Source organism: Nonomuraea sp. ZG12, from assembly GCF_052068115.1.
Taxonomy (GTDB): Bacteria; Actinomycetota; Actinomycetes; order Streptosporangiales; family Streptosporangiaceae; genus Nonomuraea.
Map to the genome: position 1 here is coordinate 64,360 of NZ_JBQHCW010000033.1, position 23,809 is coordinate 88,168.

Sequence of the window (23,809 nt, forward strand, 5' to 3'; positions counted from 1 at the left end):
GCTCAAGAACTCGAATCACCACCAGCAGAGCCCCTCGTTCGGTGGGCGGAGGGGCCAAGGGCACCGAGCGGCCAGCCCGGGTCGGCTGGGATCATGCTTCGTGTTCTTGTCCACGGTGTACGCCGTCACCCGGCGCCTGCCGTCTCTACCTGCGCTGCTGCTACGGCGCGAGGTCTCCAAGGAGGCGGAACTGCTGGTGCTTCGGCATCAGAACGCGGTCCTACGCCGTCAAGTCCCTCAGGTGCGCTACGAACCAGCCGACCGCCTGTGGCCGGCAGCGCTGTCACACCTGATACCACGCCATCGAGGGGGGAGGATCTTCCCGGTAACCCCGGCCACCCTGCTGGCCTGGCACCGCAAACTGGTGGCCGAGAAGTGGGACTACAGCAGTAGTCGCCGCCCGGGGCGGCCACCCACCGCTGCCGCGGTCAAGGCCCTCATCCTGCGCATGGCCGCGGAGAACCCGAGGTGGGCCACCGGCGCATCCACGGTGAACTGACCCGCCTCGGCCACCAGATCTCCGTCTCTACCGTGTGGAACATCTTGAACCTGGCCGGGATCGACCCCGCACCGCGCCGCAGCGGACCGACATGGAAGCAGTTCCTGAGCGCCCAGGCCGAGCACATCGTCGCCGTCGACTTCCTGCACGTGGACACGGTCAATCTCACACGTTTGTGTGCCCTGATCATGCTCGAACACGGCAGCCGCCGTGCCCACCTGCGCAGCGTCACCGCCAACCCCACCGGCTCATGGACCACCCAGGCCGCCCGCAGCCTCCTCATCGACACCGACGCGACGAAGCTGAAGTTCCTGATCCGCGACCGCGGCGGCCAGTTCACCGATGCCTTCGACGCGGTCTTCGCCGACGCCGGCCTGCGCGTCATCAACAGCTCACCGCAGGCTCCGAAGGCGAACGCGCACTGCGAAAGGATCATCGGCACCGTACGCCGCGAACTCCTGGACAGCATGCTCATCCTCAACGAGCATCATCTACGCCGAACCCTCACCCGCTACCTGGAGCACTACAACACGGCCCGACCTCACCGCGGCATCGGACAGCTGTCCCCATCGCAAGCCGAAACCAGCCCGCCAACCCCCATCGACCTGGCCGACCACCGAGTCCACCGCACAGCCATCCTCGGCGACCTCATCAACGAGTACCAGATCGCCAGCTGACCAGCGACACCACCCGAGAACCGGCAGGTCAGACCCCGCATCCTATTTATGAGCCCCACACCATGCCGATCACCACGGTGAAGGTCTGACGATCAGTCGGCGGCGCTGTACCCCTCGGCGGCGTCCAGGGTGATCGTGCCGGTCGTGGCGCGCAGGCCGAACCCGTGGCGCCACCGCGTCCACTCCTGCGGCGTGGCCGGCAGGTCGAGGTCGACGGTGGTCAAGCGGCGCCAGGCGCCGCCCGTCTCGGCGTACGAGGTGATCGTGGTGCCGTCCGACAGCACCAGGGCGAGGCGGTCTCCGGGCGCGAGCGACAGGCTGGCGCTGTTGAGGGGGTGGCGCCACTTGCCGTCGACCAGTACGTCGATGCCGACCGCCTTGCGGGTGTGGTTGTACCAGGCACCGATGTAGTTGAAATCGTCCTTGACCCGGCCGACGAACACGCTGTCTTCCTGCTTGCCGGTGCCCGCGAAGGTGCCCAGGGTGATCACGCTGACCGTGTCGCCGGACGACGGCGCCCCGGGCAGGGCGAACCAGCCGAAGAACGGGGTCCGAGCTCCGCCGGTGAGCCTGCCGCCCCCTGCCTTGATCCCCGGCATCACCTCGTCGCTGTAGATCTGGTAGCCGACGTAGCTCGCGGCGCCGTCGAAGCCGTCGGCCGCGTCGACCGTCGGGTAGGCCGCGAGGTCGAGCACCGGCCGGGCCACGGCGGACGGGGTGGCCGCGGCCTTCGCACCGCCGCCTTCGTCCCGGTCCAGCCAGGAGGGCACGAGCAGTAAGCCCGCGGCGACGGCCAGCGCCACCAGCACAGCCCCGGCCGCGAGCAGCGGCCCGCGTAAGCGCCTGGGTCCCGCCATCGTCCCGTTCAGGGCCGAGGGCGCGATGGACACCGCCGACAGGTCGGGCCGCGCCATGTCGGCGAGCATGCGCTCGGCCCCGCCGGGGCGTACGGCGCCGTCGCCGGAGGTGAGGTCGCGCAGCAGGTGCTCGGTGGTCGGCCGGTCGGCGGGGTTCTTGGTCAGGCAGGCCGCCACCATCGCGCGCAGCGGCTCGGGCACCCCGTACAGGTCGGGCGGTTTGTGCAGGATGGCATGCAGGACCGCCGGGACGCTGCCGCCGGCGAAGGCCATGCGCCCGGTCGCCGCGAACACCATCGTGCTCGCCCAGGAGAACATGTCCGAGGCGGGCGTGAGCGGCTCGTCGCTGAGCTGCTCCGGCGACATGTACGCCGGGGTGCCGGTCACCTGGTTGGTGGTGGTCATGGTGTCGAGTGTGCGGGCGATGCCGAAGTCGATCACGACCGGCCCCTCGGGGCCGAGGATCACGTTGCCCGGCTTGAAGTCGCGGTGCACGATCCCGGCGCGGTGGATCGAGGCGAGGGCGGTCAGCGTACTGATCGCCAGCCGGTCCAGCCCGCCTCCGGTGCGGGGCCCATCCCCACGTACCAGGGCGTCCAGCGACGGGCCGGGGACGTACTCGCTGACGATGTACGGCTGCACACCCAGCGTCCCGGTGCCGATCACCCGCGCCGTGCAGAACGGCGCGACGCTGGCGGCGACCTCCGCCTCGCGCAGAAACCGGCGCCGGACCTCCGGATCGGCGGCGAGCCGCCCGTGCAGCACCTTGATCGCCACTCGCCCCCCGGCGGGCGACTCCGCCAGGTAGACCGCGCCCTGCCCGCCTTCACCGAGCAGCCGCACGACCTGATGCTCACCGATACGTCCCGGGGCGCCTGAGCCCGCCAGCCGAGAGCCCGTCACCGACTCACCCCCCGCCACCTCACGACGATCTCACGTCGCCCCAGGCCATCTCGCACGGCCTGCCCACCGGCCGCGGATGCGGACCTCCAGGCGATCTTACCGGCCCGCGGCCCGGCCGGTCGCGGACATGCGGGTCGTGACCGGCCGTCGCCGGCCCGTCAGCATTGATCCCGGTCTGGGGCAGAGGCCGCAGTAGCGGCGGTCGAACCTGACCACGCAGTACGGGGCCTGCGCGGGCGGCTCCGGCCAATTGCCGCTGACCTTGCCGTTTGGGCAGGTCACCTGGCGGCGATCGAAGTCGATGGTGAAGTCCGTCAAGGAGTAGCCGGCCTGATCTCGGTGCTGCCTGGAGTTGTTCTTGGGGGCGGTTCCAGTGGGCCCCGCTGTGTTGAGGTGACGTCCCTTGCCGTTGGTGCCGCCATACAGGCAGACATATCCCGACCAACAGGGGCACGACCGCCCGCACCTGGAACTCGTCGACATCCACCGCCCACTCGGCGCCACACCAATTGACGTCACCTTCCGCTTCACCACCGGCACCCTCACCCGGCGCATCCCGGTACTGCCGCTGTCCCGAGGAGCCGAATCGCCCACACCAGGCCGCAGCTGACCGCCACCGGAAAGCACCACCACCGACCGGCGTGATTCAGGCCATCATCGCCCCGGGTCCTGGTAGAAGCTCAAGCCGGCGTGTTCCGGGTCGGTGTAGACCTTCACCGACCCGTCGGGGTAGGCCGCGAACGGCAGGACGACGCCGTCCGGACGCCCCACCGGCTTCGACGCCGAACGCTACAAGGGCAGAAACGTCGTGGAGCGGGCGATCAACCGACTGAAGAACTTCCGGGCCGTGGCCACCCGCTATGACAAACGCGCCTACATCTTCCTCGGCACCGCCACCCTGGCCGCCCTGATCATCTGGCTCCGCACCTGATCTAAGAAACAGTCCTTAGGCGAAGTCCGCAGAAGGCCTGGGCCTTCAGTCTGGGGCTGAATGCGGTCTACGGGGGTGTCCCGTCAACCGTACGTTTCCATCATGCGGCATCGGCCGGCCGTATGCCACGGACGCGTGTGGAGGCCGGCGGATGTCAGTAGCCCCTGGTGCGGAGGGCGGCTGGGCGGATCCGACGCGCGAGGTCGCGACCGCCTAGAGCGCGTAGCACATCGATGCCCAGGATCGCCCCGGCGCCGATGGCCAGAGCAGTTGACAGGGCCTCGATGAGGTAGTGAGTGCCGCCGAGCACGTCGCCGAGGCTCAGCTTCAACATTCCGCGAAACAGTGCCGAGCCCGGCAGCAGTGGGCCGATCGCCGGGATCACGAACACCATGGGCGGTACTCGTACCCGGTTCGCGTACATCGAGCCCATCAGCCCGATCACTGCGGCGGCCACTGCGGTGGCGAGCACTGCTGGCCAGGCCAGCCAGCGTAGACAGACATAGGCACTCCAAATGACCGCGCCACCGAGGGCTGCCGGTGGTATGTGCTTGGGTGGCACTCGTAGCGCCACGGCGAACGTCAGCCCCAGCATGAGCGCCCCGATCAGTTGCGGCACTGCCAGCGACAGCGGTGCTGTGGGCGCTTCGTCCACGGTGATCGGCACGCCCGCCTTGACGGCGAAGGTGAGCATGATGCCGATCCCTGAGAGGACGGCTGCCACGATGAACATCACCTCCGTCAGTCGCGCGGTGGCGGTGACGTATTCGCCGGCGATGCCGTCCTGCACGCAGGCGACGAGTGGTCGGCCGGGCAACAACGCGATCACGGCTCCGACGACGACCGCTGAGGCCTGGACGGGTACCTGCTGCCAGATCATGAGCACCGCGGCCGCGGTGCCGACGGCCGCCGCCACGGCCGTTTGGAAGAACTCCGCAACTCCCCGCCTGGCCAGCCACATCCCGGCTCGGTCCCCGAGCAGGGTTGCGATGAACGCGGCCAGCGCCACCACCGGACCACCGCCGGTCAATACCGCCGCCGAGGCCGCTACCAGAGCGGGCGCCGTGACCTCCGCCCAGCGCGGATAGATCCTCGCCCGGCTACTGATCTCGTGCAGGCGCCGGCGTGCCACTGTCAGCGGCAGCTTCCGGGCGGTGATCTCGCCGACCAAGTCGTGTAGCGCGATCAGGCGGGCGAAGTCAGGTTCGCGCCTGCGTACTCGCCGTTCGGCCGTGACCGGCAGACGGCCATCGTCCGGGACATTCGACAGCGTCAACGCCGACAGGTTCACATCTGCCTCGATCCGGTGCACACCGTAAGTTCGCGCGATCGCCCGCATCGCGTTCGTGACGTTTTCGGTGCCTTCTCCGTTGGCGAGCAGCAACTCGCCGACGCGCAGCGCCAGGCTCACGGCGCGGTTGGCGTCGGCGTCGGAGACGGTCTCGCTCATGCAGCGATCTCATCTGCCGGTCGGCCGCCGCATTCAGACGGCGTCACGTTGGATGGGGCACGTCATGCAATGGGTGCCGCCGCGGCCCTTGCCGAGTTCGAAGCCCTCGATCTCGATGACCTCCACGCCGTGTTCGCGCAGCTTGCGGTTGGTGAACTGGTTCTTGTGGTAGCCGATGACGACGCCGGGCGCCAGGGCGAAGAAGTTGTTGCCGGAGTCCCATTGCTCGCGGGCCTGCTGATAATCGTCACCTCCGGTGGGGACGATGTCCAGACGGGAGATGCGCAGCGCGTCCTGCAGGGCGGTGAGCAGGTTGGCGTCACGGTGAACGTTCAGGGAGCCGCTCTTGTCACCGGGGCGCAGGCTGTAGGCGGTGGCCGATTCCAGGAATGGCGGGTATGCGCTGGCCTTGTCGGCGTCCAGGAAGGTGAAGACGGTGTCCAGGTGCATGTAGGAGCGGGCCTTGGGCACCTCAATGGCGATCACTCGCTCTGCGGCCTCGGCCGCGAACAATGACAGGGCGAGATGCTCGATGGTGCGCGGGTTGGTGCGTTCGCTGATGCCGATGGCCACGGTCTTGTTGCCGATGGGCATCATGTCGCCGCCTTCCATGGCGGCGTTACCGTACGACTCCTCGTTGAAGCGCTCGTCCTCGCCGGCGTAGGGGTACCAGTAGGAGAAGTCCTCTCCGGCGAACATGGGGTGGTGGTGGTAGATGGTCGACTGGTTCATCGTCTCCAGCAGTCGGGCGTGGAAGTACATCGGATTGAGTGAGAGGCCGCCATACAGCCAGGCCGCCGGGTCGCGCTGGTAGAGGGAGTTGGGCAGCGCGGGCAGGATGAACTCCCGCGGGTGGCACGAAGCGGCGACCAGGGAGTGGTCATTCAGATCGGCCAGGTCGAACTCCTCCTTAGTGAGGCCGCCGATCAGGTGGGTGGCCAGTTTGTCTCCGCTCCATCTGGCCAAATTCTCGCGTACGCCGTCGACCAGAGGTGGGCCGACGGTCAGGTGGGTGACGACCTGTTCGATGGTCTGCTGCTTGGCCTCGAAACTCGCATCCAGTGCCTGGGCCAGCAGGTCGTGGTGGTAGTACACCTCGACGCCGCGTTCGCGCATCACCTGGACGAAGGCGTCGTGCTCCTGTTGAGCCCGCTCCACCCACAAGATGTCGTCGAACAGAAGCTGGTCGTTGTTGGAAGGGGTGAGCCTGCGCAGGCTGAGGTCGGGGCGGTGGACGATGACCTTGCGCAGCCTCCCCACCTCGGAGTGCACGCCGTAGGGTCGATCGGTCATGTGCGGGCTTCCTTCCTGTACGGGTTCGGGCGGGCCTAGATGGCGAGCCAGCCCGCGATCAGGCCGACGATGGCGAGCACGGCTCCCACGACGACGACGGCGAACAGGACCAGCTCGGCCGGGGAGAAGACGCGCATGCCGCGCTCGCGCCGGGTGAGGACGAACAGGATCGTGCCGGGGGCGTAGATGATGCACGACAACAGCAGGAACTTCGGCCCCGCCACGACGATCAGGAAAGCCGTGTAGACAGTGGCCAGAGCCGCGACCGCCAGATCCTTGCCCCGGCCGCGCGACTCGATGTCGTAGGTCTCGCCGGTCAGGGCCAGGCGCAGCGCGTACCCGGCCGCCAGCAGATACGGAATCAGCGACAGCGCGCTGGTCAGTTCAAGGGTGAAGGTGAAGGCGTCGTCGGAGAACAGCGTGACGAACAGCACGGCGGTGATGAGCGCGCTGGTCATCACCAGGGCCGCGACCGGTGCGTTCCGCCGGTTCTCGCGGGCGAGGAAGGCGGGCATGTCGGCGTCCTTGGCGGCCACGAACAGCACCTCGGCCGCCATCAGCGTCCAGGCCAGGTAGGCGCCCAGGACCGACACGATCAGCCCGACCCCGATGAGCCCCGCGCCCCAGACGCCTATAACCGACTCCAGCACACCGCCCATGGACGGCTGGCGCAGCCCGGCCAGGTTGTCTTTGGGGAGCACGCCGTAGGACAGGATGGTCACCGAGGCGAACAGCGCCAGTACGGCCAGGAAGCCCAGCACGGTGGCTCGGCCGACGTCTGTGCGCACGCGGGCGTAGCGCGAGTAGACGCTGGCCCCTTCCACGCCCAGGAATACGAACACCGTCACCAGCATCGTCGCCCGGATCTGGTCGAATAGCGCCCCGGCGGAGTGTCCGGCGCCGCCCCACAGGTTCGCGCCGAAGACCTCGCCGCGCAGTGCAACGGCCACGATCACGACGAACAGCAGGATCGGCAGAAGTTTGGCGATTGTGACGATCTGGTTGATCCGGGCCGCCTCCCGCACACCTCGAAGGATCATGAAGTGGAAGCCCCACACGCCGACCGTGGAGACCACCACCGCCACGATCGTCGCGCCTTCACCGAAGGCGGGGACGACCAGGCCGAGTGTGGACTTGATCAGCACCCAGTAGGTGACGTTGCCGACGCAGGCGCTGGCCCAGTAGCCGAAGGCGGAGAAGAAGCCGGGGTACTGGCCGAAACCCTCCTTGGCGTAGGCGTACACGCCGGCATTCAGGTCAGGTTTGCGCACCGCCAGCGTCTGGAACACGAAGGCCAGCATCAGCATGCCCACCCCGGCGATCGTCCAGGCGACGAGCGCACCCAGCACGCCGGTCGCCTGGGCGAAGTTCCGCGGCAGCGAGAACACCCCGGCGCCGACCATGGACCCGACCACCATCGCGGTCAGGATCGGCAGCGATACCCCGCGCGCCGCTCCAGCCTTCGAGCCGGTCTCACTCACCGTGTGGCTTCCCGTCCTCGCGCCGGCCCTTCGGGGAGACGTGTTCGATCTTGAATCCGGTGAACCCGTAGACGACGCTGAGCAGCGGGCTGGCGATGTTGAACAAGCAGAAAGGCAGGTAAGCCAGGGTCGGCACGCCCAGCACCGCACCCATGAAGGCGCCGCAGGAGTTCCACGGCACCAGAGGTGAGGTGACCGTGCCGCTGTCGGCGGCCAGCCGCGACAGGTTCGTCGGCGCCAGGCCGCGCCGGGCGAACTCGGCCCGGAACACCCGTGCCGGCAACACCAGCGCGATGTACTGGTCACCGGCGATGACGTTGAGCCCGAAGGCGCTGGCGAACACCGCCACGAACAGCCGGCCGGTGCCCTTGGCCGCCCGCACCATCGGCTCGATCAGCCGGTTGAGCAGGCCGAACTCCTCCAACAACGTACCGAACGTGACCGCGCCGATGATCAGCCACAGCGTCGGCAGCATGCTGTCCATCCCGCCGCGTGACAGCAGCCGGTCCACATCCGCCAAACCGGAAGTCTTCTCGAACCCGTTCGCCATCGCCCGCCAGATCGCCTTGATCCCGGCCACAACGGGGTTCAGCCCGGGCTCACCGACGAACGCGCGGATCACCGCGGGCTGGGTGAAGATCCCCACGATCCCGGCGAAGAGCGCCGCCGCCATCAGCGCCAGCGCCGCCGGCACCTTGCGCGCCGACAACACCACCAGCAACAGCAGCGGCAACAGGTTCAGCGGAGTGATCCAGTAGATGTCGCCCAGCGAGGTCAGCTCACTGCCGGTGTCACCCATGTCGGTCGCGGCCGGCCCCCACACCCAGCCGATCAACAGGAACAGCACGAAGGCGATCACGAACGCCGGGACCGATGTCCATGCCTGCCGCTTGATGTGCTCATAGACGTTGACCCGGACCATCTGCGCGGTCAGCACCGTGGTCTCCGACAGCGGGGACAGCTTGTCCCCCAGATACGCGCCCGAGATCACCGCCCCGGCGGTGATCGGCGCCGACACCCCCAGCATGGTCGCGATGCCCACCAGCCCGACGCCGATCGTCGCGGCGGTCGTCCACGAACTGCCGATGGACATCGCCACGATGCCGCAGATCAGCGCGGCGGCGGCGTAGTACCAACCTGGCGACAGCACCTGGATCCCGTAGTACACCAGGGTCGGGATCGTCCCGGACATGTTCCAGGTGCCGATCAGCGCGCCCACCGCCAGCAGGATGAAAACCGCACTGGTGATCGACGACAGCGCGCGCTGCCCGCTGGCCTCGACCTCCTCCCACCGGTTCCCGTTTTTCAACACCACCAGCATCGCGACCATCGCACACAGCACCAGCGCCACCTGGATCGGCCCGTCGAGGGCATCCAGACCGAACAACGCCAGCGACCCGCCGATCAGCACCACCAGCGTGACCAGAACAATCACCAGATCAGCCAGCGACGGCGGGCGAACCGACCGGCCCACATCCTCCTGGGAGTTGTCTTTCGTGCTGTCGCTCATCGCCTCGCCGGCCGCGCACCCGCCGCCCCGGCCTCCCGCCGCCCGCTGGTCACCCCGGGCGATGCGCTTCGCCATGGCGTCGGCTTCCACGGCGCTCGCTCCCAGACGGCCGAGGCCACGCCTGCCGCCAGTGCCGAAGAACCGAGACCGAGCCACCACCGACACCGCATGGGCGCCTCCTTGAGATCCCTGATCTAGCCCCTCCCCACCACCTGAGGGGAAACCGCATCACGTGCCGGCCGACATACCCGCCCACCTGCGGCAACAGCACCCACGACAAGTCAAGTTCGTCCTACATCACGCCCATCGACCAGTGGCGGGGGGTGTCGTTGCTCTCACACCCCTGACATAGACATCCTCATCTCGGATGTCCGCGAACAGGTCACCCAGGCCGCGGCGGACACGAAGACGCGGCCGCTGCCGAGCGCCCCCCGTCGCGGCTCGGACCGATTCCGGAACAGGCGCTGACCGCGCCCGGCAGCAAGCTGGCCGCCCGCCGGCCGGGCAGCCTCCGCCCCGCTGGGCACGACCAACGTGCTGATGCAGCGCACGCTCTTTGGCCCACCCGATGGATCAGCCCCCGCCGTCTGCCGTGAGGATCACTGTAGGGCGCCCGATCCGGCCCAACCCAGGTCGGCCGTTCGCTCCGCCCACCGTTGCACGATCCCAGCGAGGTGATCGACATGGCCTCCCGGATCCACCGTCGAAGAGCCGTCACCGGGCTGATCAGCGAGTACCGCAGAGCTGCCTGATCACCCTGCGAACGCCCAGCTCAGCAACAGTATTCGCCGTTTGGGCACCGCACAGGCGGTGATCTGCTCGCGCAGGGTCGGCTCTGACAGGTAACGCAGCAGGGTGCGGATCCCGTGGCGTCTCACCCGCCAAGGATCGAGAGGATCTCATCCTTTCACGAAGTGCTCTAGGGCGTGTCCCGTGAATCTTGGTTCGCCCTTATCCAGCAGGTCGGTCACGTGAAGTATGGTCTGAAGTGTGGTGATCTTCAGGGTGGGTGGGGAGTGGTGACCGGTGTCTGGTGAGTTGTTCGATGTGGCGTTGGAGCTGTTGCGCGCCAACCCGTATGGGTTCTTGACCACGGTGAACGATGGGCAGCCGCATACTCGGCTCGTCCAGCATGTCGGTGTTGATGCCGACGGGACCGTGTGGATAGGGACGAGCCCGGCGTCTCGTAAGGCCACCGAGATCTCACGTCATCGGATGGTGTCTTACGCGGTCGAAGACAGGACCGCCTTCGCCTACCTGTGCTTGCAAGCGGACGCCGAACTGGTCGGCGACAAGACGGAACGGGTAGCTCGGTGGCAGGACGGATTGGAGGCCTTCTTTCCGGACGGCCCGGCCGGGAACGACTTCGTGCTGATCCGGTTGCGTCCGCACAGAGTCGAACTGATGGACTTCTCCCGCAAGATCCATCCCGACCCCTACGGGCTGGTCCCCGCCGCCGCCGAGCGGCGGGAAGGCTCATGGTCGCACAGCCGGTGAGCTGGTGGATCACGTAACGGGATCACGGAGCCAGATCCTGATCGAGACGACGTCGACGGTGCCCTGGTAGATACGCTCACGCTTGTCGGTGCGAAGGGCGATTGCACGGTAGCCCTTCATCTTGTTAATGCACCGCTCGGCGGTGTTGCGCTCCTTGTACCGCTCGGTGTCGAACCCGGGCGGTCGCCCACCCTTACTGCCTTGCTTGAGGCGCGCCAGCCGTTCCCACTCGGCATCAGTCAAATCATGACGATTCAGGCGATCTTCCACTGGTCTGATCTACACCAAACCGCCACTAAAGATCCACGGGACACGCCATGGTTCAGAGAAGATGACGAAGGTGGCGGCCCAGCCGAGGGCGACCATGTCCAGGTTGAAGGTGCGCCGGTCAGGATCGTCGCGCGGAGGCAGCGGATCGGACGGCGGGCCGGCGAACCACGGCGCGGTGTAGGCGAGCAGCCTCCCGTTCTTCTCCACCAGCTCGCCGGTGGCGATCACCGCCATCTTGCGCTGCGAGCCATCCGGCCGCTTCAGCCGGGTGTTCACCATGCTCCTGTGCGCCTCGGCGGCCAGCTTGCCGGCGCTCAGATGACGCTGCGCGGCGTCCGGAGTGATGCGCGCGATCAGGTACTCACGCAGATCCTCCGGCAGCGCATCATAGGTGCCGTCCCGCAGCCGCGCCTTGGCCCGTTCAAGCGCGGCCTGCGCGGTGGAGGGTTGCCCCCGAACTCGCTTTCCGGCGTGTCGATCGACACCATCCGGATCGACATCTCGATCTTCGGAGTGTCGCCGTCGGTCACCTCGACGAAGCGATAGTCCTTGGCCGGACGGCTGGGGCCAACGAACTCGAGATCCACCATCACTGCACTCCCGCCCATGGACGGCGAAGAACCTGTACACCAACATCGCAGCCGATCAGCTTTCCGTTCCTGCCGACACGCGCTGATACGCCCGGGGCCACGCGACTCCAGGCGGCACGATCACGACGTGGCCGCAAAGGCCGTCCCGCAAACGACCCGTTTCCGGGACGGCTCTTTTCGTGAGCGGGCACCGCGCCAGCGGACCGGGGCGCGGTTGCGGCCGGCGACTTCGCCGCCTTCTTCGTCGTCTTCGTGGAGGCCTTCGTGGCCGTCTCGGTGGCGGCCTGGTCGGCGGCCGCCGCCTTCACCACCAGGACGGCCTGCTTGGCCCACAGCTTGGCCAGCCTCGCCAGGCCGGCGTTGACCTCGCCGCGGTCCCACTTGGCCGGATCCCACTTCGTGCTGCCGAGAATCTCCTTGGCCACCCGGTACTTCCAGCCCTTGCGATGCCGCAGCGCCCGCATGTGCTCGAAGTACCCCTCCGGCCCGCCGCTGTCCTCCGGCGGGCAGGCGCGGCCGCCGGCGCTGCAGCGCGGGTAGACGGCCTTCGCCGCCTGCCGGTGGACCTTCTCCACCACCAGGTCGTGATCCCACATGTCGCCCATGTCGTAGCGATAGCCGAGCCAGTCCCCGACGCGCGGGATCAGTGCGGCCAGCATCACCTTCGTCTCGTCGCGGGCGTTGTCGCCGTACTCGGCATCGCCCTTGCCGAACAGGTGCAGGTGATGTTGCTGCCAGCCCATCGCGACCTGGATCACCTCGTGCAGCTGGTCCAGGGTCGCCACCGACGCAGATGGACGCGCCGCCACACCGGAGGATGAACCTCGCGCAGAGTGACCTTGATCTGATGAATGGTGCCCACGGCGGTCACCGTATCGGCGTTTACTTGGCGGAGTTCGGGCCCTGCCATTGACCTGCGCCAGGAGAGTTGTCGATAGTCTCTCACCACGGGTATTCATCTCCGGCGCGTGCTTATGTTCTCCTCTGCTCTGAGAACCCTGTAAGGGGGACTGGGGACCGGTGTTGAGAAGAAAATTCACACTCTTCCTTAAAGCACTAAGCGCATCGCTACTGGTTTTCGCTGACGTGTCTCCAGCTTTCGCGAACATGCACAATGGCCCTTCAACGTACATCACCAACAGGTGGACCGGCCTGGCTGCGTACTTCTCAATACGTGCAAGCTGCTACATCCCAGACGATAAAAGCTGCCCCAATGGCACAGCTGTCGTGCTGGGGAAGCCCGGTCAAGGCACCAGCTTCTACTTCAACCCTGTGGGCAGGGCAGGGTGGGATATCAGGTGGTTCGGAAATTACTGCTTGGATGTTTACGGTTACGGCACACACAACGGAGCTAAGGTGGTTCTTTGGCAGTGCACTGGACACCCAAATCAGCTCTGGTACCCGCAGATATTCGAGGAGGGAGACGCCGATGCCAAAATCCTGGTGAATTTTCACAGCGGCAAGTGCCTCGATGCTGATAACCCATCCTTCCTTAGTGATACACCTAAGCCCGGCGCCGCCCTGCAGATTTGGGACTGCATCGAAAATACCGGTGCCGCTAACCGTCTGAATCAGGACTGGGCCTTCGAGTCTGGGTAAGGCTGTGAGTGGATTCCGCCGCTACCGATGCGGGTGATCACAAGCCATCGCGAGCAGCAGTAGGCAAGGTCAATCACAGGCCGGTCTCCTTCACTGCCTTGATGAACTGCCGTCACCGAGCCTGCGGTTGTACAACGACGCCGGCCCGTTCGGAGCCGGCAGCGGCCGGGTCGGAGTCGGGGCGTGCACCACGGCGCCGCCCGCCGCGTCCGGCAGCAGCCCGTACACCAGGTAGACGCTCGCGTCGAAGCCGTACGCGGCGAGGCATACACCGGCGCGATGTCGTCCTTCAGCTCAAGGCACCGCCGTACGTGCTCCACCACCACGACCGGCACCTCACGTGCCTTGGCGAAGCGGCCCAGCCGCTGAAAGCACTTCAGCGCGAGTGTCAACGCCAGCAGGTGCTCATCAGTGTCGGTCTTCTCCCGCACCCACGCCATCTCCTCCTGGGGGGAGCAGAAGAGGTACAGCTCGCGCGTCATCATCAACCGCGGGAACACCCGATAGGCGGTCCGCTCCACCGACGTCACCGCACACGCCTCCCGGCCGGCACCGCTCAACAGACGAGGCACACCGTAGCGAGACGAACACGAGACACAACAGGCGAAGAAGATCACAGCTTCATCAAACCCGCCCGCTCACCCCTTCATGATCCACTCAATGTGGGTTTTGGGCTTATGTGGGCTGACACCCTAATGGTGTCTTACTGATCGTTTGATGTTGTTACTGTGATCTTGATCGTTGGTTGTTGTCATGGCTCTTGTCATGTCGAGCGGCGGACTGGCCGCCACCCGCGGTGGCCACCAAGAAAGCGAGCGGTCGTTCTTCTGCCGGATCTGCCAGCGCGCCGAGCGTGGGGTGTGGGTGCCGGCGGGCTGGTATCTGCTGGAGCGTGCGCCGGGCGGCAAGGGCCGCCACATCCGCCTCGGTTTGTATTGCAGCGTCGCCTGCCTGGTGCGCGCGGGGGAGATGCTGGAGGCCGGGGCGGCCGAGCACGCGGCCCGGATGGACCTGCCCACCGAGGAAGACCGGCGCCGTGAACGCGCCCGGGTCACCGACATCGCCCAGACGTTGCTCTCGGGCGGGCTGACGATCCGCCAGGCCGCCGAGAGCTTGAATGTGGAGACCTTCACGCTGAAGACGTGGCGAAGGAAGCGGGCATCCAGATCAGCCCGGCCGCGCTGGTGGCGAGCTCGTCGGGGTCGTCAGGCGGGGTGGGTTCGGGGGAGCGTCATCCGGTGAGCGTGCTGAACGAGCTGACCCAGCAGGGCCGCATCGAGATGGTCGCCTGGACGGTGGAATCGACCGGCCCCTCGCACGCCCCGGCCTTCACCGCGGCCGCCGCCAGCCGCCTGCTCGCCACGGACACGCCCGTGCGCGGCCAGGGGAGCGGGGCCAGCAAGGCGGCCGCGCGGGCGGCGGCCGCAGCCGCGCTGCTGACCGGCTTCGACACGGCGTGACGGTGTCGGCTGCGGGCGGGGCTCCAGTGTTCTCGCCGATCACCTTCCCGGCCAGTCAGCTGCCTGACTGGTTCAGGGCGGTGCACGACGTGCTCCCGTTCCGGCCCGCGCGCGACCTGCTGCGTGCCGGGCTGGTGTCGGGCGGCCAGGGGGTGAACTGGCCCGACCTGGTGGTGCTGCTGGCCTGGTGCCTGGTCGGGCTTGCGGTCAGCGTTCGCGCACTGGTCCGCCGTTCATGAGGTGCCCGGTGAGAGGCCGGCGAACCGTCTGCGCGCGGTCCGGTCGACGGGCCGGGCGGGCCGCGCGCCCGGCAACGCGGCGGCCGAGGCGTTCAACAGCACCCTCGAGGTCGAGCTCGATCCAGGACTCGAGGCGGTCAACCAGCGCGAAGCCGTCCTGGCAGGTCAGGACCCTGTTCTGGCGGGACCGAACGTGCCAGAACCGAGCTGCTCCGCACCCCCTGCCGGTCGATCGGGCTCGTCAGCCCAAATACTTCTCCCAGGGGCCCGTGATGGCCAGGGTGAGGCCGGGGTCCTGCATGTTGACGAAGAGCACCTTGCCGTCGGCGGTGAAGGTCGGGCCGCAGAACTCCGAGTCGTTGAGCTGGTTGCGAGCGATCGCGTACGTCGGGCCGCCCGGGATCGAGCTGAGCACGTGGGAGGCGCCCGAGCCGTCCTCAGCGAGCACGAGGCTTCCCCACGGGGTGACGGTGACGTTGTCCGGGCCGTCGAAGGTGAGGTCGCTGTACTTGGTCGGCGTGCCTTCCTCCGACGCGGTCTGGTGCGGGAAGTACGTCACCAGCTGGATGGTCTGGGCCCGGTAGTTGTAGAACCAGACCATGCCATCGTGCGGGGCCGCGTCCGCCGGGAGGTCACCCTCGTCCCACGCGTAGGAGTTGACCACGTACACGCCCTCGTCGGTGCCCCACACGCCCTCGAACTTGCGTCCGCGGGTGACCTGGCCGTCGGCGAACTGCTCGCGCACGGTCTTGGTCCGCGCGTCGCGCTCGGGCACCTCGATCCACCGTACAGGGAAGGGGCGGCCCAGCTGGGCGGAGGTCAGGTAGGCGACGTCCGGCAGCACCGAGCCGTCATCCATGATGATCTGCATCGCGGCGAGGACGCCGGCGTCCGGAGCGAGGCGGGTGAGCACCCCGGGGCCGAGCTTGACGCCGCGGGGCGCGGTCCAGCGGTAGAAGAGGCCGTTGGGCCCGTCGGCGTCCTCGGAGAGGTAGATCTTGGTGCGGTCCTTGTCGATCGCCAGGGCCTCGTGGGCGTAGCGGCCCAGGCACTTGATCGGCCTCGGGTCCGCCTTGCCGTCGGCCGAGACCTCGAAGACGTAACCGTGGTCCTTCTGGAAGACGCCGGACTTGCCGTTCTCCTTCCAGGAATCCCCGGCCCGCTCCTCGGCCTCCTCGCAGGTCAGCCACGTCCCCCACGGGGTGGGCCCGCCCGCGCAGTTGGCGATGGTGCCGGAGAGGGCGACGAACTCGCCGTGGTTGCGGCCCGCGCGGTCAGTCCTGATTACGGTGCAGCCACCGGCGTCGACGGCGCCGGGGTCGTAGACAGTGCCCTTGACGTGCGGTACGCCGAACTCGGCACCTGGGTCGATCTCGTGGTTCTGGATCAGGGTGTAACGGTCGCGGCCGGTGTCGTAGACGGCCATGCCGTCGTGGTCGGACGGGGTCGTTCCCTGTCCGCCGTCGAGCCGAGTGACGCCGGTCTTGGTGACCACGGAGTATTTGAAGCCTTTGGGCAGGGCCAGGATGCCGTCGGGGTCGTCCACGAGCGGCGGGAAGGGCAGGTGGCCGCTCCCGGCCGACGGGCGGGGCCGGTCCGGGTGGGACTGGGCCAGGGACGGGAGGCTACCGGCGACGGCAAGACCTACGCCGACGGCACCGCCGGTGAGGAGGGTACGACGAGAATGAGACACCTGGGCTAACTCCTGTTCAAAACGACCATGACGACTTGGTCAACCAACTCCTGCGGACCGACGTGAACACTTCATCCATGTGATGGAACGGCGACATCGAGGCAAAGAATTAGGGCTGATCATGCCGCTGTCCAGGTGTTCGGGGCGTTTAGGTGGATACCGCACGCGCGGCCGAGGGCTTCCCCGGCGGTTTCGGCCAGAGGCCGCCAGGCGGGAGCGGGTGACGCCGTGCCCCGGCCCCAGGAGTCGGTTCACGACGAAGCGGCCTGATGACACCGGTGGTGAAGCGGACACGGCCGATGCCGCGTACACCCGTCGTCCGCGGGCGGGGTGAGCGCTCGCGCGCGGCCATCCGGCCGTTGAGGTGCGCGGTCGGCGCGGTCGGCCATGGCTAAGCGGCGGCCGCCGGACGAGGGGTTCCGGTAGTAATCGCGGAAAATCCAACGGATATCGCTGACCAGCGTCGACGTGGGGCACCCGGCCAAGGTCAGTGGCATCCTCGGCCCGGCCCGCCGCATCTACCAACCGGCACACCAGTCCTGCGGCGCCTTCACATCAGAGCAGGTCAGAGGTAGGTTCGTTGGATTTTCCGCGATTACTACCGGGACCCCACCCTCTGCCACCCGCCGCCGGCGCGGCGACGCCTCCATGGTTTGTTCAGGGGGCCGACCGCGACCGGCCTTTGAACAGGGGCGTACGTGGCGTACGTGGACTACATGACGGAAGAACCCCTGGATATCTATATCTGTCCGCGACGTCGCTCAATCCCTACGTGGCGCACATGAAAGATGGCCATCCGGCACCCTAGTGCTGTGACCGAAAACGATCACCGGGTTGGGCGGGAATCAAGCTGCAAGCGCGGCGATCGCCGCTTGCCCCCGATACACCATGATTGAGGCGGGGCGGTCGGCATATGTCGCATCAGCATGAGGAGTCACATGGCAGACGGCTTCAATCCTGCGGGAGTTTGGGCGCCGAATGGGCGAGCGTTCTCGCAGGGCGTCATCCAGGGCACGGGAGAGGTTGTCCACATCACCGGACAGGTCGCCTGGGACGAGCACGGCGAGGTGGTCGGCGCGGGTGACATCGAGGAGCAGATGGAAAAGAGCATCGACAACGTCCGCCTGATCCTCGCTGCCGTTGGCGGCCGACTGGACGACATCGTCTCGATGACGATCTACTTCTTGCGCCGCGAGGATCTGCCTTTGATCCAGCGGGTACGGTCCCGGCACTTCTCACCTGGCTCCGCCCCGGCCAGTGTGTTGATCCAGGTGCCCGGCCTGGTTCTGCCGGAGTTCTTGGTGGAGCTCGTACCGATCGCCGTGATACCTCTGGAGCGGTTCGTCCGCCCCATCTGAGGTTGTGACCGCAACAGATCCCCTGGGCTGGTGGTGTCAAGCTGCGGATGTGAGGGGTCGGCTGCCCCAGCGGATGCCTTTCTCGCTGCGGATGCGGGCGCGTTCGCGGCGTTGGGCGGCCAGCACGTCAGGGTGGCGGGCGTGGGCGTTGCGCCAGCGTAGGTAGGCGTGCAGAGCCCGGGTCTGGACGGTGTGGTTGGGGTGGTCGGAGTTGGCCAGGGTGAACTGGCGCAGATTTTCTGCCGCATTCTGGGCTGGCTGACCCTGCTGGCTCGTAGCGACGCGACCAAGAATATGGAGATCCTCGTACTGTGACACGAGGTCGCGGTGCTCCGCCGTCAGGTTGGCCGTCCGAGGCTGTCGTGGGCGGATCGAGCGGTGCTGTCCGCGCTGGCCCGAGGACTGCCGGCGGTGCTACGCGCCCACCGACTGGTAACGCCAGGGACGCTGCTGCGCTGGCACCGGCGCCTGATCGCACGCCACTGGACCTACCCGCACCGGAGGATGGGACGACCTGCGACCGATCCGGCGGTCGTGGCGTTGATCCAGAAGCTGGCACGGGAGAATCCGCGCTGGGGTTACGAGCGCATCCGTGGCGAACTACGGCATCTGGGCCACCAAGTCAGCGGTGCGACGATCCGCCGAGTCCTGAAACGTGCACGCTTGGGTCCGGCGCCCCGACGTGCCGACGACCGCTGGCGCGATTTTCTCCGTGTCCATGCCGGGGGCCCACTGGCGTGGGATTTCTTCACGGTGGACACCGTCACGCTGCGCCGGTTGTACGTCTTCTTCTTGGTGGAGGTCGGCACCCGGTTCGTGCACGTGCTCGGCGTGACCACCCACCCTGACGGCGCATGGGTCGCCCAGCAAGCCCGGAACCTCCTCTCCGACCTAAAGGGCCGGGCCGTCGTGTTCCGGTTCCTGATACGGGATCGGGACGCAAAGTTCACCAGCAGCCTCGATGAGGTGTTCACAGGCGACGGCACCCAAGTGCTGAAGTTCCCGCCGCGGGCGCCTCGCGCGAACGCGTTCGCCGAGCGGTGGGTCAGGACCGCACGCACGGAGTGCACCGACAGGCTGCTGATCTTTGGCGAGCGGCACCTTCGCACCGTGCTGGACGAATATGCCGATCATTACAATCGGCACAGGCCGCACCGCTCCCTCGGCCTTCGAGCTCCCACGGACGACTCCGACGTGATCACGCTGCCGACGGGCCGGATCGAGCGTCGCGAAGTTCTCGACGGGCTGATCAACGAGTACCAGCGAGCCAGCTGACCAACGAGGTGCAGTCATAAAGAGGCAGGTCACGGCCTTGGCTTAGTTTTGACACCCTTCAGGCTACGCGGTTCTCGCCAGGGCGAACACGGCACCGTGCATCTCCTGGCGGCCTTCGATCACCGCTCCGGGCTGGTGCTGGCCCAGACCGACGTAGACGGCAAAACGAACGAGATCACCCGCTTCCGACCGCTTCTGGAAGGCCTTGACCTGGACGGATGCGTCCTCACCGCCGACGCGCTGCATACCCAGCGCGAGCACGCCACTTTCCTGGTGAGCGAGAAAAACGCGCACTATGTGCTGATCGTGAAGAAGAACCAGCCCACTCTGCATGCCCAGCTCAAGCGGCTCTTATGGAAGCAGGTCCCCATCGCCGACCGCCGGTGCGATCGCGGACACGGCCGCGAAGAGCGCCGCACGCTGAAGGTGCTCACCGTCAAGGCGGGCCTGCTCTTCCCGCACGCACTCCAGGCCATACAGATCAAACGCCAGGTCAAAGACCTGAACAAGGGCAAGTGGCGGACCGTTACCGTTTACGCCATCACCAGCCTGTCCACCTGGCAGGCCGGCCCCGCCGACCTCGCCACCTGGATCCGCGGCCACTGGAGCATCGAAAACCGGCTCCACTACGTCCGCGACGTCACCTACGGCGAAGACCACTCCCAAGCCCGCACCGGTAACGCACCCCGCAACATGGCCGCCCTGCGCAACCTCGCCATCGGCGCACTACGCCCGACCGGAGCGACCAACCTCGCCCAAGCCATCCGACACCTCTCCCGAGATGCCACCCGCCCCCTGGCCCTCCTCGGCCTCACATGATCAACAGCTCACCGACTTTGCCGGAGCCCTGGCGCGGCGAGCAGTTCGTCGATGTTCCGTTGCACGCGGCGGGCCTCCAGGATGAGCGGAGCAGCCGCTCTCGATCTTGTACTCGTCACACAGTCATGATCACGGGCGGCTTCTCTTGTTGTGCCCGCTTCCGATCACAAGATCGCATCTTGCCTATCCCGCATCCGCACTGGTCACACAGCGAATGGTGACTGCCATATTAGGCCCAGGTATCTGACCGGCGTATTGCCCTGCATTGTTTGGCGCCAGGTGAGCGTTCAGTAACGATTCGTGATCGAGTGCTGTTTGCGCAACGTGAGCAACCATCGGTTTCTTGACCATTGACATGATGTGTCATTTACGCCCCTGTAGCACGGCCTGCAGTAGATATGGGGCTAATGCAGGAGCTTGACATGCATGATTGCAGTTTTTCTCAGAATCGGCCTTGACGGATCTCCCGTCGCAAGGGACTCTGACGAGGCGATCAAGGAAGTGTTATGGTAACAGTCGTCACGCCTGACGGGAGACGCTTTGCGATCAGGGAAAAGGCACTTATGGGTGGCGGGGATCACCGCCTGTTTGATGGCAATCAGCACGCCGGCATATTCGGCCGCGGTACACGGTTCGACCGCGGACCTCGAAACCACTGCACGGATTTACCTTCAATCTCGAGTCGACCGGCTGGCCGGCGTCTCGCGGGGCGTCGCACTCGATGCGGTGCCGGCGACCGCGCAGTTCCAGGACGCGCTCCGAGCCGACTCCGCGGCGATCGACGTGCGCCGCGAGAAGCTGAGATCGGCCAACGGCGGACACAGCCGGGGCCAGGTCACCGTCTCCGACACGAAGATATCGACCAGCGGGAAGACCGCGACGGTCCAGCTGACCGAGCACACCACGTTGTTCTACGCCCGCACGACGACGGGCAGTCCGGACGCCGAGGAATACCAGCTGCGTCACACGTTGACGTACAACCTGGTCGGAAGCCAGTGGGTGCTCAGCCATGACACGCCGGACATTCACGTGGGAGACCTCGCTCCCGACACCTACCCGAGCAAGCCGGAAGCCGTATCGGAAGCCGCTCGATCCAGTAAGAAGATCAGCGGCACATCCCGGCCGCGGACGACCTCCCAGGGTGCGGTGCCCGACAAATCGTCGCCCACCTATCGTGCTCCCGGTAACTCCACGCTCGCCTACGACTACGGCGCAATGACGAGATACGCCCTGCAGTACTGGGACAATTACAACCCGAATTACCGAACCTACGGCGGTGAAGGCGGCGACTGCACCAACTTCATATCGCAGATAGTCAAGGCCGGAGGCTGGGCGGAGACCGGGTCCTGGCCGGGTGAGAACCGGACCCTCCCCGACCAGTGGTACTACGGGCACGAAGGGACCTGGACCACCACCTACACCTGGGCGGCGGCCGAAAACTGGTACTGGTTCGCCTCCCCCTTCAACTCCGGCAGGACAGAAGCCCTCGATAACATCTGGGAAATGGGCGTCAGCGACGTCCTGCAAATCGACTTCGACCGGAACGACAACATCAGCCACTCCATGTTCGTCACCGGCCGCGACGGTGGAGGACAGATAGCCGACGAGCTGTACATGACCTACCACAGCACCAATACTCGCAATAAGAGGCTGAGCAGCATCATCGCGGCGACCCCCGATGCATGGTTCTACGCACATCGGACGTGACACGGCAGACATGAGCATCATCTCGAACATCCGGTGGAGGCCGGCCTTGGCTTTGGCCTGGGTTCTGGCCTTCGCCGGATGCGCGCAGCTGCTCGGATGCGGCATCGCGGAGGCACCCGGAGGCGCCGCCAGTCCCCGGGCCGCGGTGGACGCCTACGTGCTCGGGCTGAACCAGAACGACGCGGATGGGCTCGCTCTGCTGGCTCCGATCGGGAACGACCCGGCAGCCGACATCCGGCGGCGGCTGGAGGCGTACGGCGGCCGGCGGATCCGGCTGGAGAATGTCGACATCAGCCGCGAGATCTCGCCGGAGGTGGCGACCGCCCGGCTCGTGGGGCGCGGCACCTCCGGCCGCTATCGCGAGACCCTGGTGCTCACTCGCCAGGAGCGGCGCTGGTATGTAGCCCTGGGGGAGCATCCCCATCCGGCGAAGACCCCGGCCTCGACGGCTCGCCCTGCGAGCTAGAGGTTCTGCTCGTAACCGGCGGGCAGCCAGGAGCCGGTCCGCGGGGGTTGTCATCGACGCATGCCTATATAGGCATAGGATTGCTTCCGTGGCACGAGCAGCGACGACCTAGGACGTCTTCAACGCGATCGCCGAGCCGCAGCGCGGGAGATCCTGGTCCTGCTGCGGGCGGGCGAGCGGCCGGTGACCGAATTGGCCCGGGACCTGGGGATGACCCTGTAGGGCTCAAGAACTCGACTCACTTCCAGCGCAGAGCCCATTGTCCGGTGGGGCGGACGGGTTGAGAGTTGCCGAGCGGCTGGTTCGGGTCGTCTGGGATCATTCTTTGTGATCTTGTCCACGGTGTACGCCGTTGCCCGCCCTGCTGTTACGGAGCGAGGCATCCTGTGGGGCTCATAAATAGGGTGCGGTGTCTGATCTGCCGGTTCTCGGGTGGCTGAGGCGCCCCGCAAATTCCGGACAGTCGGCTTCATAAGCTGACAGAAGTCTGGAAGAGGTAGGTACGTGACGAGGCGTCGCAGGCAGTTCTCACCCGAGTTCAAAGAAGAAGCCGTCCGCATGGTGCTGCAGGGCGAACGGACGGTCGCGTCGGTGGCCCGGGAGATCACGCTGATGGAGTCACCGGCGCGCCACCGCCGCCACAAATCTTCTTTCATCGCGTCCGACATTCCCGGCCGACCCATCCGAGCCACGATCCACCCATCCACTTTGCGCCTGCCGATAATTACATCCGCCCAGGTCATGACTCTGCGAGGGCTTCGCGTGGCGTATGCGAGCTCTGGTCACCCGGGAGACGGAAGCGCGTACGGCAGGATGATCCGCTGTGTTCCTTCGCTTGGCCTATCTGACTGTCACGAATACCTTCGCCGCGCTGCGGTTGCTGCCCATGAGCGATCGGGACAAGGACGTGGAGATCCTCGCCCTGCGTCACCAGATCGCAGTCCTCGAACGCCAACTCGGCGCCGACACCAGAGTGAGATTCGCGCCCGAGGACCGAGCCCTTCTCGCCGCGCTCCTGACCTCACTGCCGCGTGAGGTTCTGCACCGTGTCCCGCACGGAAATGCGGTTTCGTGCTGTGAGCTGGTGTTTTGCTGCATGATCAGGACGGTGGCTGCGACCATCTCGAGGTGTTGCCGCTGGCTTACCGGTTGGTGAGTGGCTTGTTCGGCCTGTTGGCCGTGCTGATCCGCTCTGATCTGTCCAAGGATGTTGAGCTGCTGGTGCTCCGTCAGGA

General features: G+C 66.6%; 26 protein-coding genes and 2 pseudogenes. 16 read left to right on the plus strand and 12 right to left on the minus strand.

Annotated features, from left to right (window positions below):
• The first annotated feature begins 106 nt into the window (after nucleotides 1-106).
• Nucleotides 107-499 (plus strand): hypothetical protein, encoded by a 393-nt coding sequence (locus tag ACTMTF_RS44485; RefSeq protein WP_441116121.1) that lies wholly within the window; start codon nucleotides 107-109, stop codon nucleotides 497-499.
• 32 nt (nucleotides 500-531) lie between these two features.
• Nucleotides 532-1,176: an integrase core domain-containing protein gene (locus ACTMTF_RS44490; protein WP_441116123.1), complete on the plus strand. Its 645-nt coding sequence runs from the start codon at nucleotides 532-534 to the stop codon at nucleotides 1,174-1,176.
• Between the two features lie 92 nt (nucleotides 1,177-1,268).
• Here ACTMTF_RS44490 and ACTMTF_RS44495 read toward each other — a convergent pair whose 3' ends face one another.
• The gene (locus ACTMTF_RS44495; RefSeq protein ID WP_441116124.1) at nucleotides 1,269-2,876 is read right to left on the minus strand and encodes a serine/threonine-protein kinase; all 1,608 of its coding nucleotides are present in this window, start codon (nucleotides 2,874-2,876) and stop codon (nucleotides 1,269-1,271) included.
• A gap of 472 nt (nucleotides 2,877-3,348) precedes the next feature.
• On the opposite strand from ACTMTF_RS44495, the gene ACTMTF_RS44500 reads away from it, so the two are divergent.
• Both ACTMTF_RS44500 and ACTMTF_RS44505 read left to right on the plus strand, forming a co-directional pair.
• On the plus strand, nucleotides 3,349-3,546 hold the full coding sequence (locus ACTMTF_RS44500) for a hypothetical protein (RefSeq protein ID WP_441116126.1): 198 nt from the start codon (nucleotides 3,349-3,351) through the stop codon (nucleotides 3,544-3,546).
• A gap of 150 nt (nucleotides 3,547-3,696) precedes the next feature.
• Nucleotides 3,697-3,867, plus strand: a pseudogene (locus ACTMTF_RS44505) (IS5/IS1182 family transposase); the annotation flags it as partial.
• A 154-nt stretch (nucleotides 3,868-4,021) separates the two neighbouring features.
• On the opposite strand, the gene ACTMTF_RS44510 reads toward ACTMTF_RS44505, so the two are convergent.
• The 5 genes from ACTMTF_RS44510 to ACTMTF_RS44530 all read right to left on the minus strand — a co-directional run bounded on the left by ACTMTF_RS44510 (nucleotide 4,022) and on the right by ACTMTF_RS44530 (nucleotide 10,479).
• Nucleotides 4,022-5,317, minus strand: coding sequence for a threonine/serine ThrE exporter family protein (locus tag ACTMTF_RS44510; protein WP_441116128.1), 1,296 nt, complete (start codon nucleotides 5,315-5,317; stop codon nucleotides 4,022-4,024).
• A gap of 33 nt (nucleotides 5,318-5,350) precedes the next feature.
• Nucleotides 5,351-6,610 (minus strand): arginine deiminase, encoded by a 1,260-nt coding sequence (locus tag ACTMTF_RS44515; protein WP_441116129.1) that lies wholly within the window; start codon nucleotides 6,608-6,610, stop codon nucleotides 5,351-5,353.
• Between the two features lie 35 nt (nucleotides 6,611-6,645).
• Nucleotides 6,646-8,091: a basic amino acid/polyamine antiporter gene (locus ACTMTF_RS44520; protein WP_441116130.1), complete on the minus strand. Its 1,446-nt coding sequence runs from the start codon at nucleotides 8,089-8,091 to the stop codon at nucleotides 6,646-6,648.
• The gene (gene nhaC, locus ACTMTF_RS44525) at nucleotides 8,084-9,691 is read right to left on the minus strand and encodes a Na+/H+ antiporter NhaC (RefSeq protein ID WP_441116131.1); all 1,608 of its coding nucleotides are present in this window, start codon (nucleotides 9,689-9,691) and stop codon (nucleotides 8,084-8,086) included. The genes ACTMTF_RS44520 and nhaC overlap by 8 nt, the downstream gene beginning before the upstream one ends.
• Before the next feature lie 662 nt (nucleotides 9,692-10,353).
• Nucleotides 10,354-10,479: a hypothetical protein gene (locus ACTMTF_RS44530; RefSeq protein ID WP_441116133.1), complete on the minus strand. Its 126-nt coding sequence runs from the start codon at nucleotides 10,477-10,479 to the stop codon at nucleotides 10,354-10,356.
• A 148-nt stretch (nucleotides 10,480-10,627) separates the two neighbouring features.
• Between ACTMTF_RS44530 and ACTMTF_RS44535 the strand changes: the two genes are divergently transcribed.
• Nucleotides 10,628-11,098: a pyridoxamine 5'-phosphate oxidase family protein gene (locus ACTMTF_RS44535; protein WP_441116134.1), complete on the plus strand. Its 471-nt coding sequence runs from the start codon at nucleotides 10,628-10,630 to the stop codon at nucleotides 11,096-11,098.
• Nucleotides 11,099-11,107: 9 nt separating this feature from the next.
• Here the strand turns inward: ACTMTF_RS44535 and ACTMTF_RS44540 are convergent, their stop codons facing one another.
• Together ACTMTF_RS44540 and ACTMTF_RS44545 are read right to left on the minus strand one after the other, a co-directional pair.
• On the minus strand, nucleotides 11,108-11,368 hold the full coding sequence (locus ACTMTF_RS44540; protein WP_441116136.1) for a hypothetical protein: 261 nt from the start codon (nucleotides 11,366-11,368) through the stop codon (nucleotides 11,108-11,110).
• Between the two features lie 9 nt (nucleotides 11,369-11,377).
• Nucleotides 11,378-11,647 carry a hypothetical protein gene (locus tag ACTMTF_RS44545; protein ID WP_441116137.1) on the minus strand — a complete coding sequence of 90 codons (270 nt, stop codon included), beginning with the start codon at nucleotides 11,645-11,647 and terminating at the stop codon, nucleotides 11,378-11,380.
• 6 nt (nucleotides 11,648-11,653) lie between these two features.
• On the opposite strand from ACTMTF_RS44545, the gene ACTMTF_RS44550 reads away from it, so the two are divergent.
• Nucleotides 11,654-11,914: a hypothetical protein gene (locus ACTMTF_RS44550; protein ID WP_441116139.1), complete on the plus strand. Its 261-nt coding sequence runs from the start codon at nucleotides 11,654-11,656 to the stop codon at nucleotides 11,912-11,914.
• Between the two features lie 43 nt (nucleotides 11,915-11,957).
• On the opposite strand, the gene ACTMTF_RS44555 is transcribed toward ACTMTF_RS44550, so the two are convergent.
• Nucleotides 11,958-12,743: a plasmid pRiA4b ORF-3 family protein gene (locus ACTMTF_RS44555; protein WP_441116140.1), complete on the minus strand. Its 786-nt coding sequence runs from the start codon at nucleotides 12,741-12,743 to the stop codon at nucleotides 11,958-11,960.
• Between the two features lie 322 nt (nucleotides 12,744-13,065).
• Between ACTMTF_RS44555 and ACTMTF_RS44560 the strand changes: the two genes are divergently transcribed.
• A complete protein-coding gene (locus tag ACTMTF_RS44560; protein ID WP_441116153.1) occupies nucleotides 13,066-13,557 on the plus strand; it encodes an RICIN domain-containing protein in 492 nt (163 codons plus the stop codon).
• On the opposite strand, the gene ACTMTF_RS44565 is transcribed toward ACTMTF_RS44560, so the two are convergent.
• Nucleotides 13,530-14,174, minus strand: a complete 645-nt coding sequence (locus ACTMTF_RS44565; RefSeq protein ID WP_441116141.1) for a DUF4158 domain-containing protein — start codon at nucleotides 14,172-14,174, stop codon at nucleotides 13,530-13,532. The two genes, ACTMTF_RS44560 and ACTMTF_RS44565, sit on opposite strands and share 28 nt — an antisense overlap.
• 136 nt (nucleotides 14,175-14,310) lie before the next feature.
• Here ACTMTF_RS44565 and ACTMTF_RS44570 point away from each other — a divergent pair, with 136 nt between their 5' ends.
• From ACTMTF_RS44570 to ACTMTF_RS44580, 3 genes are read left to right on the plus strand one after another with little or no spacing between them, the layout of a single operon-like run.
• On the plus strand, nucleotides 14,311-14,799 hold the full coding sequence (locus ACTMTF_RS44570; protein WP_441116142.1) for a hypothetical protein: 489 nt from the start codon (nucleotides 14,311-14,313) through the stop codon (nucleotides 14,797-14,799).
• Nucleotides 14,796-15,017, plus strand: a complete 222-nt coding sequence (locus ACTMTF_RS44575; RefSeq protein WP_441116143.1) for a putative dsRNA-binding protein — start codon at nucleotides 14,796-14,798, stop codon at nucleotides 15,015-15,017. The genes ACTMTF_RS44570 and ACTMTF_RS44575 overlap by 4 nt, the downstream gene beginning before the upstream one ends.
• 26 nt (nucleotides 15,018-15,043) lie before the next feature.
• The gene (locus tag ACTMTF_RS44580; protein WP_441116144.1) at nucleotides 15,044-15,256 is read left to right on the plus strand and encodes a hypothetical protein; all 213 of its coding nucleotides are present in this window, start codon (nucleotides 15,044-15,046) and stop codon (nucleotides 15,254-15,256) included.
• Nucleotides 15,257-15,497: 241 nt separating this feature from the next.
• Here the strand turns inward: ACTMTF_RS44580 and ACTMTF_RS44585 are convergent, their stop codons facing one another.
• Nucleotides 15,498-16,949: an alkaline phosphatase PhoX gene (locus ACTMTF_RS44585; RefSeq protein ID WP_441116145.1), complete on the minus strand. Its 1,452-nt coding sequence runs from the start codon at nucleotides 16,947-16,949 to the stop codon at nucleotides 15,498-15,500.
• A gap of 938 nt (nucleotides 16,950-17,887) precedes the next feature.
• On the opposite strand from ACTMTF_RS44585, the gene ACTMTF_RS44590 reads away from it, so the two are divergent.
• The gene (locus ACTMTF_RS44590; protein ID WP_441116146.1) at nucleotides 17,888-18,307 is read left to right on the plus strand and encodes a RidA family protein; all 420 of its coding nucleotides are present in this window, start codon (nucleotides 17,888-17,890) and stop codon (nucleotides 18,305-18,307) included.
• A 36-nt stretch (nucleotides 18,308-18,343) separates the two neighbouring features.
• On the opposite strand, the pseudogene ACTMTF_RS44595 reads toward ACTMTF_RS44590, so the two are convergent.
• Nucleotides 18,344-18,541, minus strand: a pseudogene (locus ACTMTF_RS44595) (IS630 family transposase); the annotation flags it as partial.
• A gap of 144 nt (nucleotides 18,542-18,685) precedes the next feature.
• On the opposite strand from ACTMTF_RS44595, the gene ACTMTF_RS44600 reads away from it, so the two are divergent.
• The 5 genes from ACTMTF_RS44600 (at nucleotide 18,686) to ACTMTF_RS44620 (ending at nucleotide 23,609) form a co-directional block, all read left to right on the plus strand.
• Entirely contained in the window at nucleotides 18,686-19,582 is an 897-nt protein-coding gene (locus ACTMTF_RS44600; RefSeq protein ID WP_441116147.1) for an integrase core domain-containing protein, read from the plus strand.
• Between the two features lie 48 nt (nucleotides 19,583-19,630).
• Nucleotides 19,631-20,401, plus strand: coding sequence for an ISAs1 family transposase (locus ACTMTF_RS44605; protein ID WP_441116148.1), 771 nt, complete (start codon nucleotides 19,631-19,633; stop codon nucleotides 20,399-20,401).
• A 567-nt stretch (nucleotides 20,402-20,968) separates the two neighbouring features.
• Nucleotides 20,969-22,108: an amidase domain-containing protein gene (locus ACTMTF_RS44610; protein ID WP_441116149.1), complete on the plus strand. Its 1,140-nt coding sequence runs from the start codon at nucleotides 20,969-20,971 to the stop codon at nucleotides 22,106-22,108.
• 46 nt (nucleotides 22,109-22,154) lie between these two features.
• Nucleotides 22,155-22,574, plus strand: coding sequence for a hypothetical protein (locus tag ACTMTF_RS44615; protein ID WP_441116150.1), 420 nt, complete (start codon nucleotides 22,155-22,157; stop codon nucleotides 22,572-22,574).
• 504 nt (nucleotides 22,575-23,078) lie between these two features.
• Nucleotides 23,079-23,609 carry a transposase gene (locus tag ACTMTF_RS44620; protein WP_441116151.1) on the plus strand — a complete coding sequence of 177 codons (531 nt, stop codon included), beginning with the start codon at nucleotides 23,079-23,081 and terminating at the stop codon, nucleotides 23,607-23,609.
• Nucleotides 23,610-23,809: the final 200 nt, after the last annotated feature.

Excerpts from the sequence above, each read along its gene's own strand:
- ACTMTF_RS44570 (WP_441116142.1), top strand. The coding sequence starts at position 14,311 with ATGGCTCTTGTCATGTCGAGCGGCGGACTGGCCGCCACCCGCGGTGGC.
- ACTMTF_RS44510 (WP_441116128.1), bottom strand. The coding sequence starts at position 5,317 with ATGAGCGAGACCGTCTCCGACGCCGACGCCAACCGCGCCGTGAGCCTG.
- ACTMTF_RS44515 (WP_441116129.1), bottom strand. The coding sequence starts at position 6,610 with ATGACCGATCGACCCTACGGCGTGCACTCCGAGGTGGGGAGGCTGCGC.
- ACTMTF_RS44590 (WP_441116146.1), top strand. The coding sequence starts at position 17,888 with ATGGCAGACGGCTTCAATCCTGCGGGAGTTTGGGCGCCGAATGGGCGA.
- ACTMTF_RS44560 (WP_441116153.1), top strand. The coding sequence starts at position 13,066 with ATGCACAATGGCCCTTCAACGTACATCACCAACAGGTGGACCGGCCTG.
- ACTMTF_RS44545 (WP_441116137.1), bottom strand. The coding sequence starts at position 11,647 with ATGGTGAACACCCGGCTGAAGCGGCCGGATGGCTCGCAGCGCAAGATG.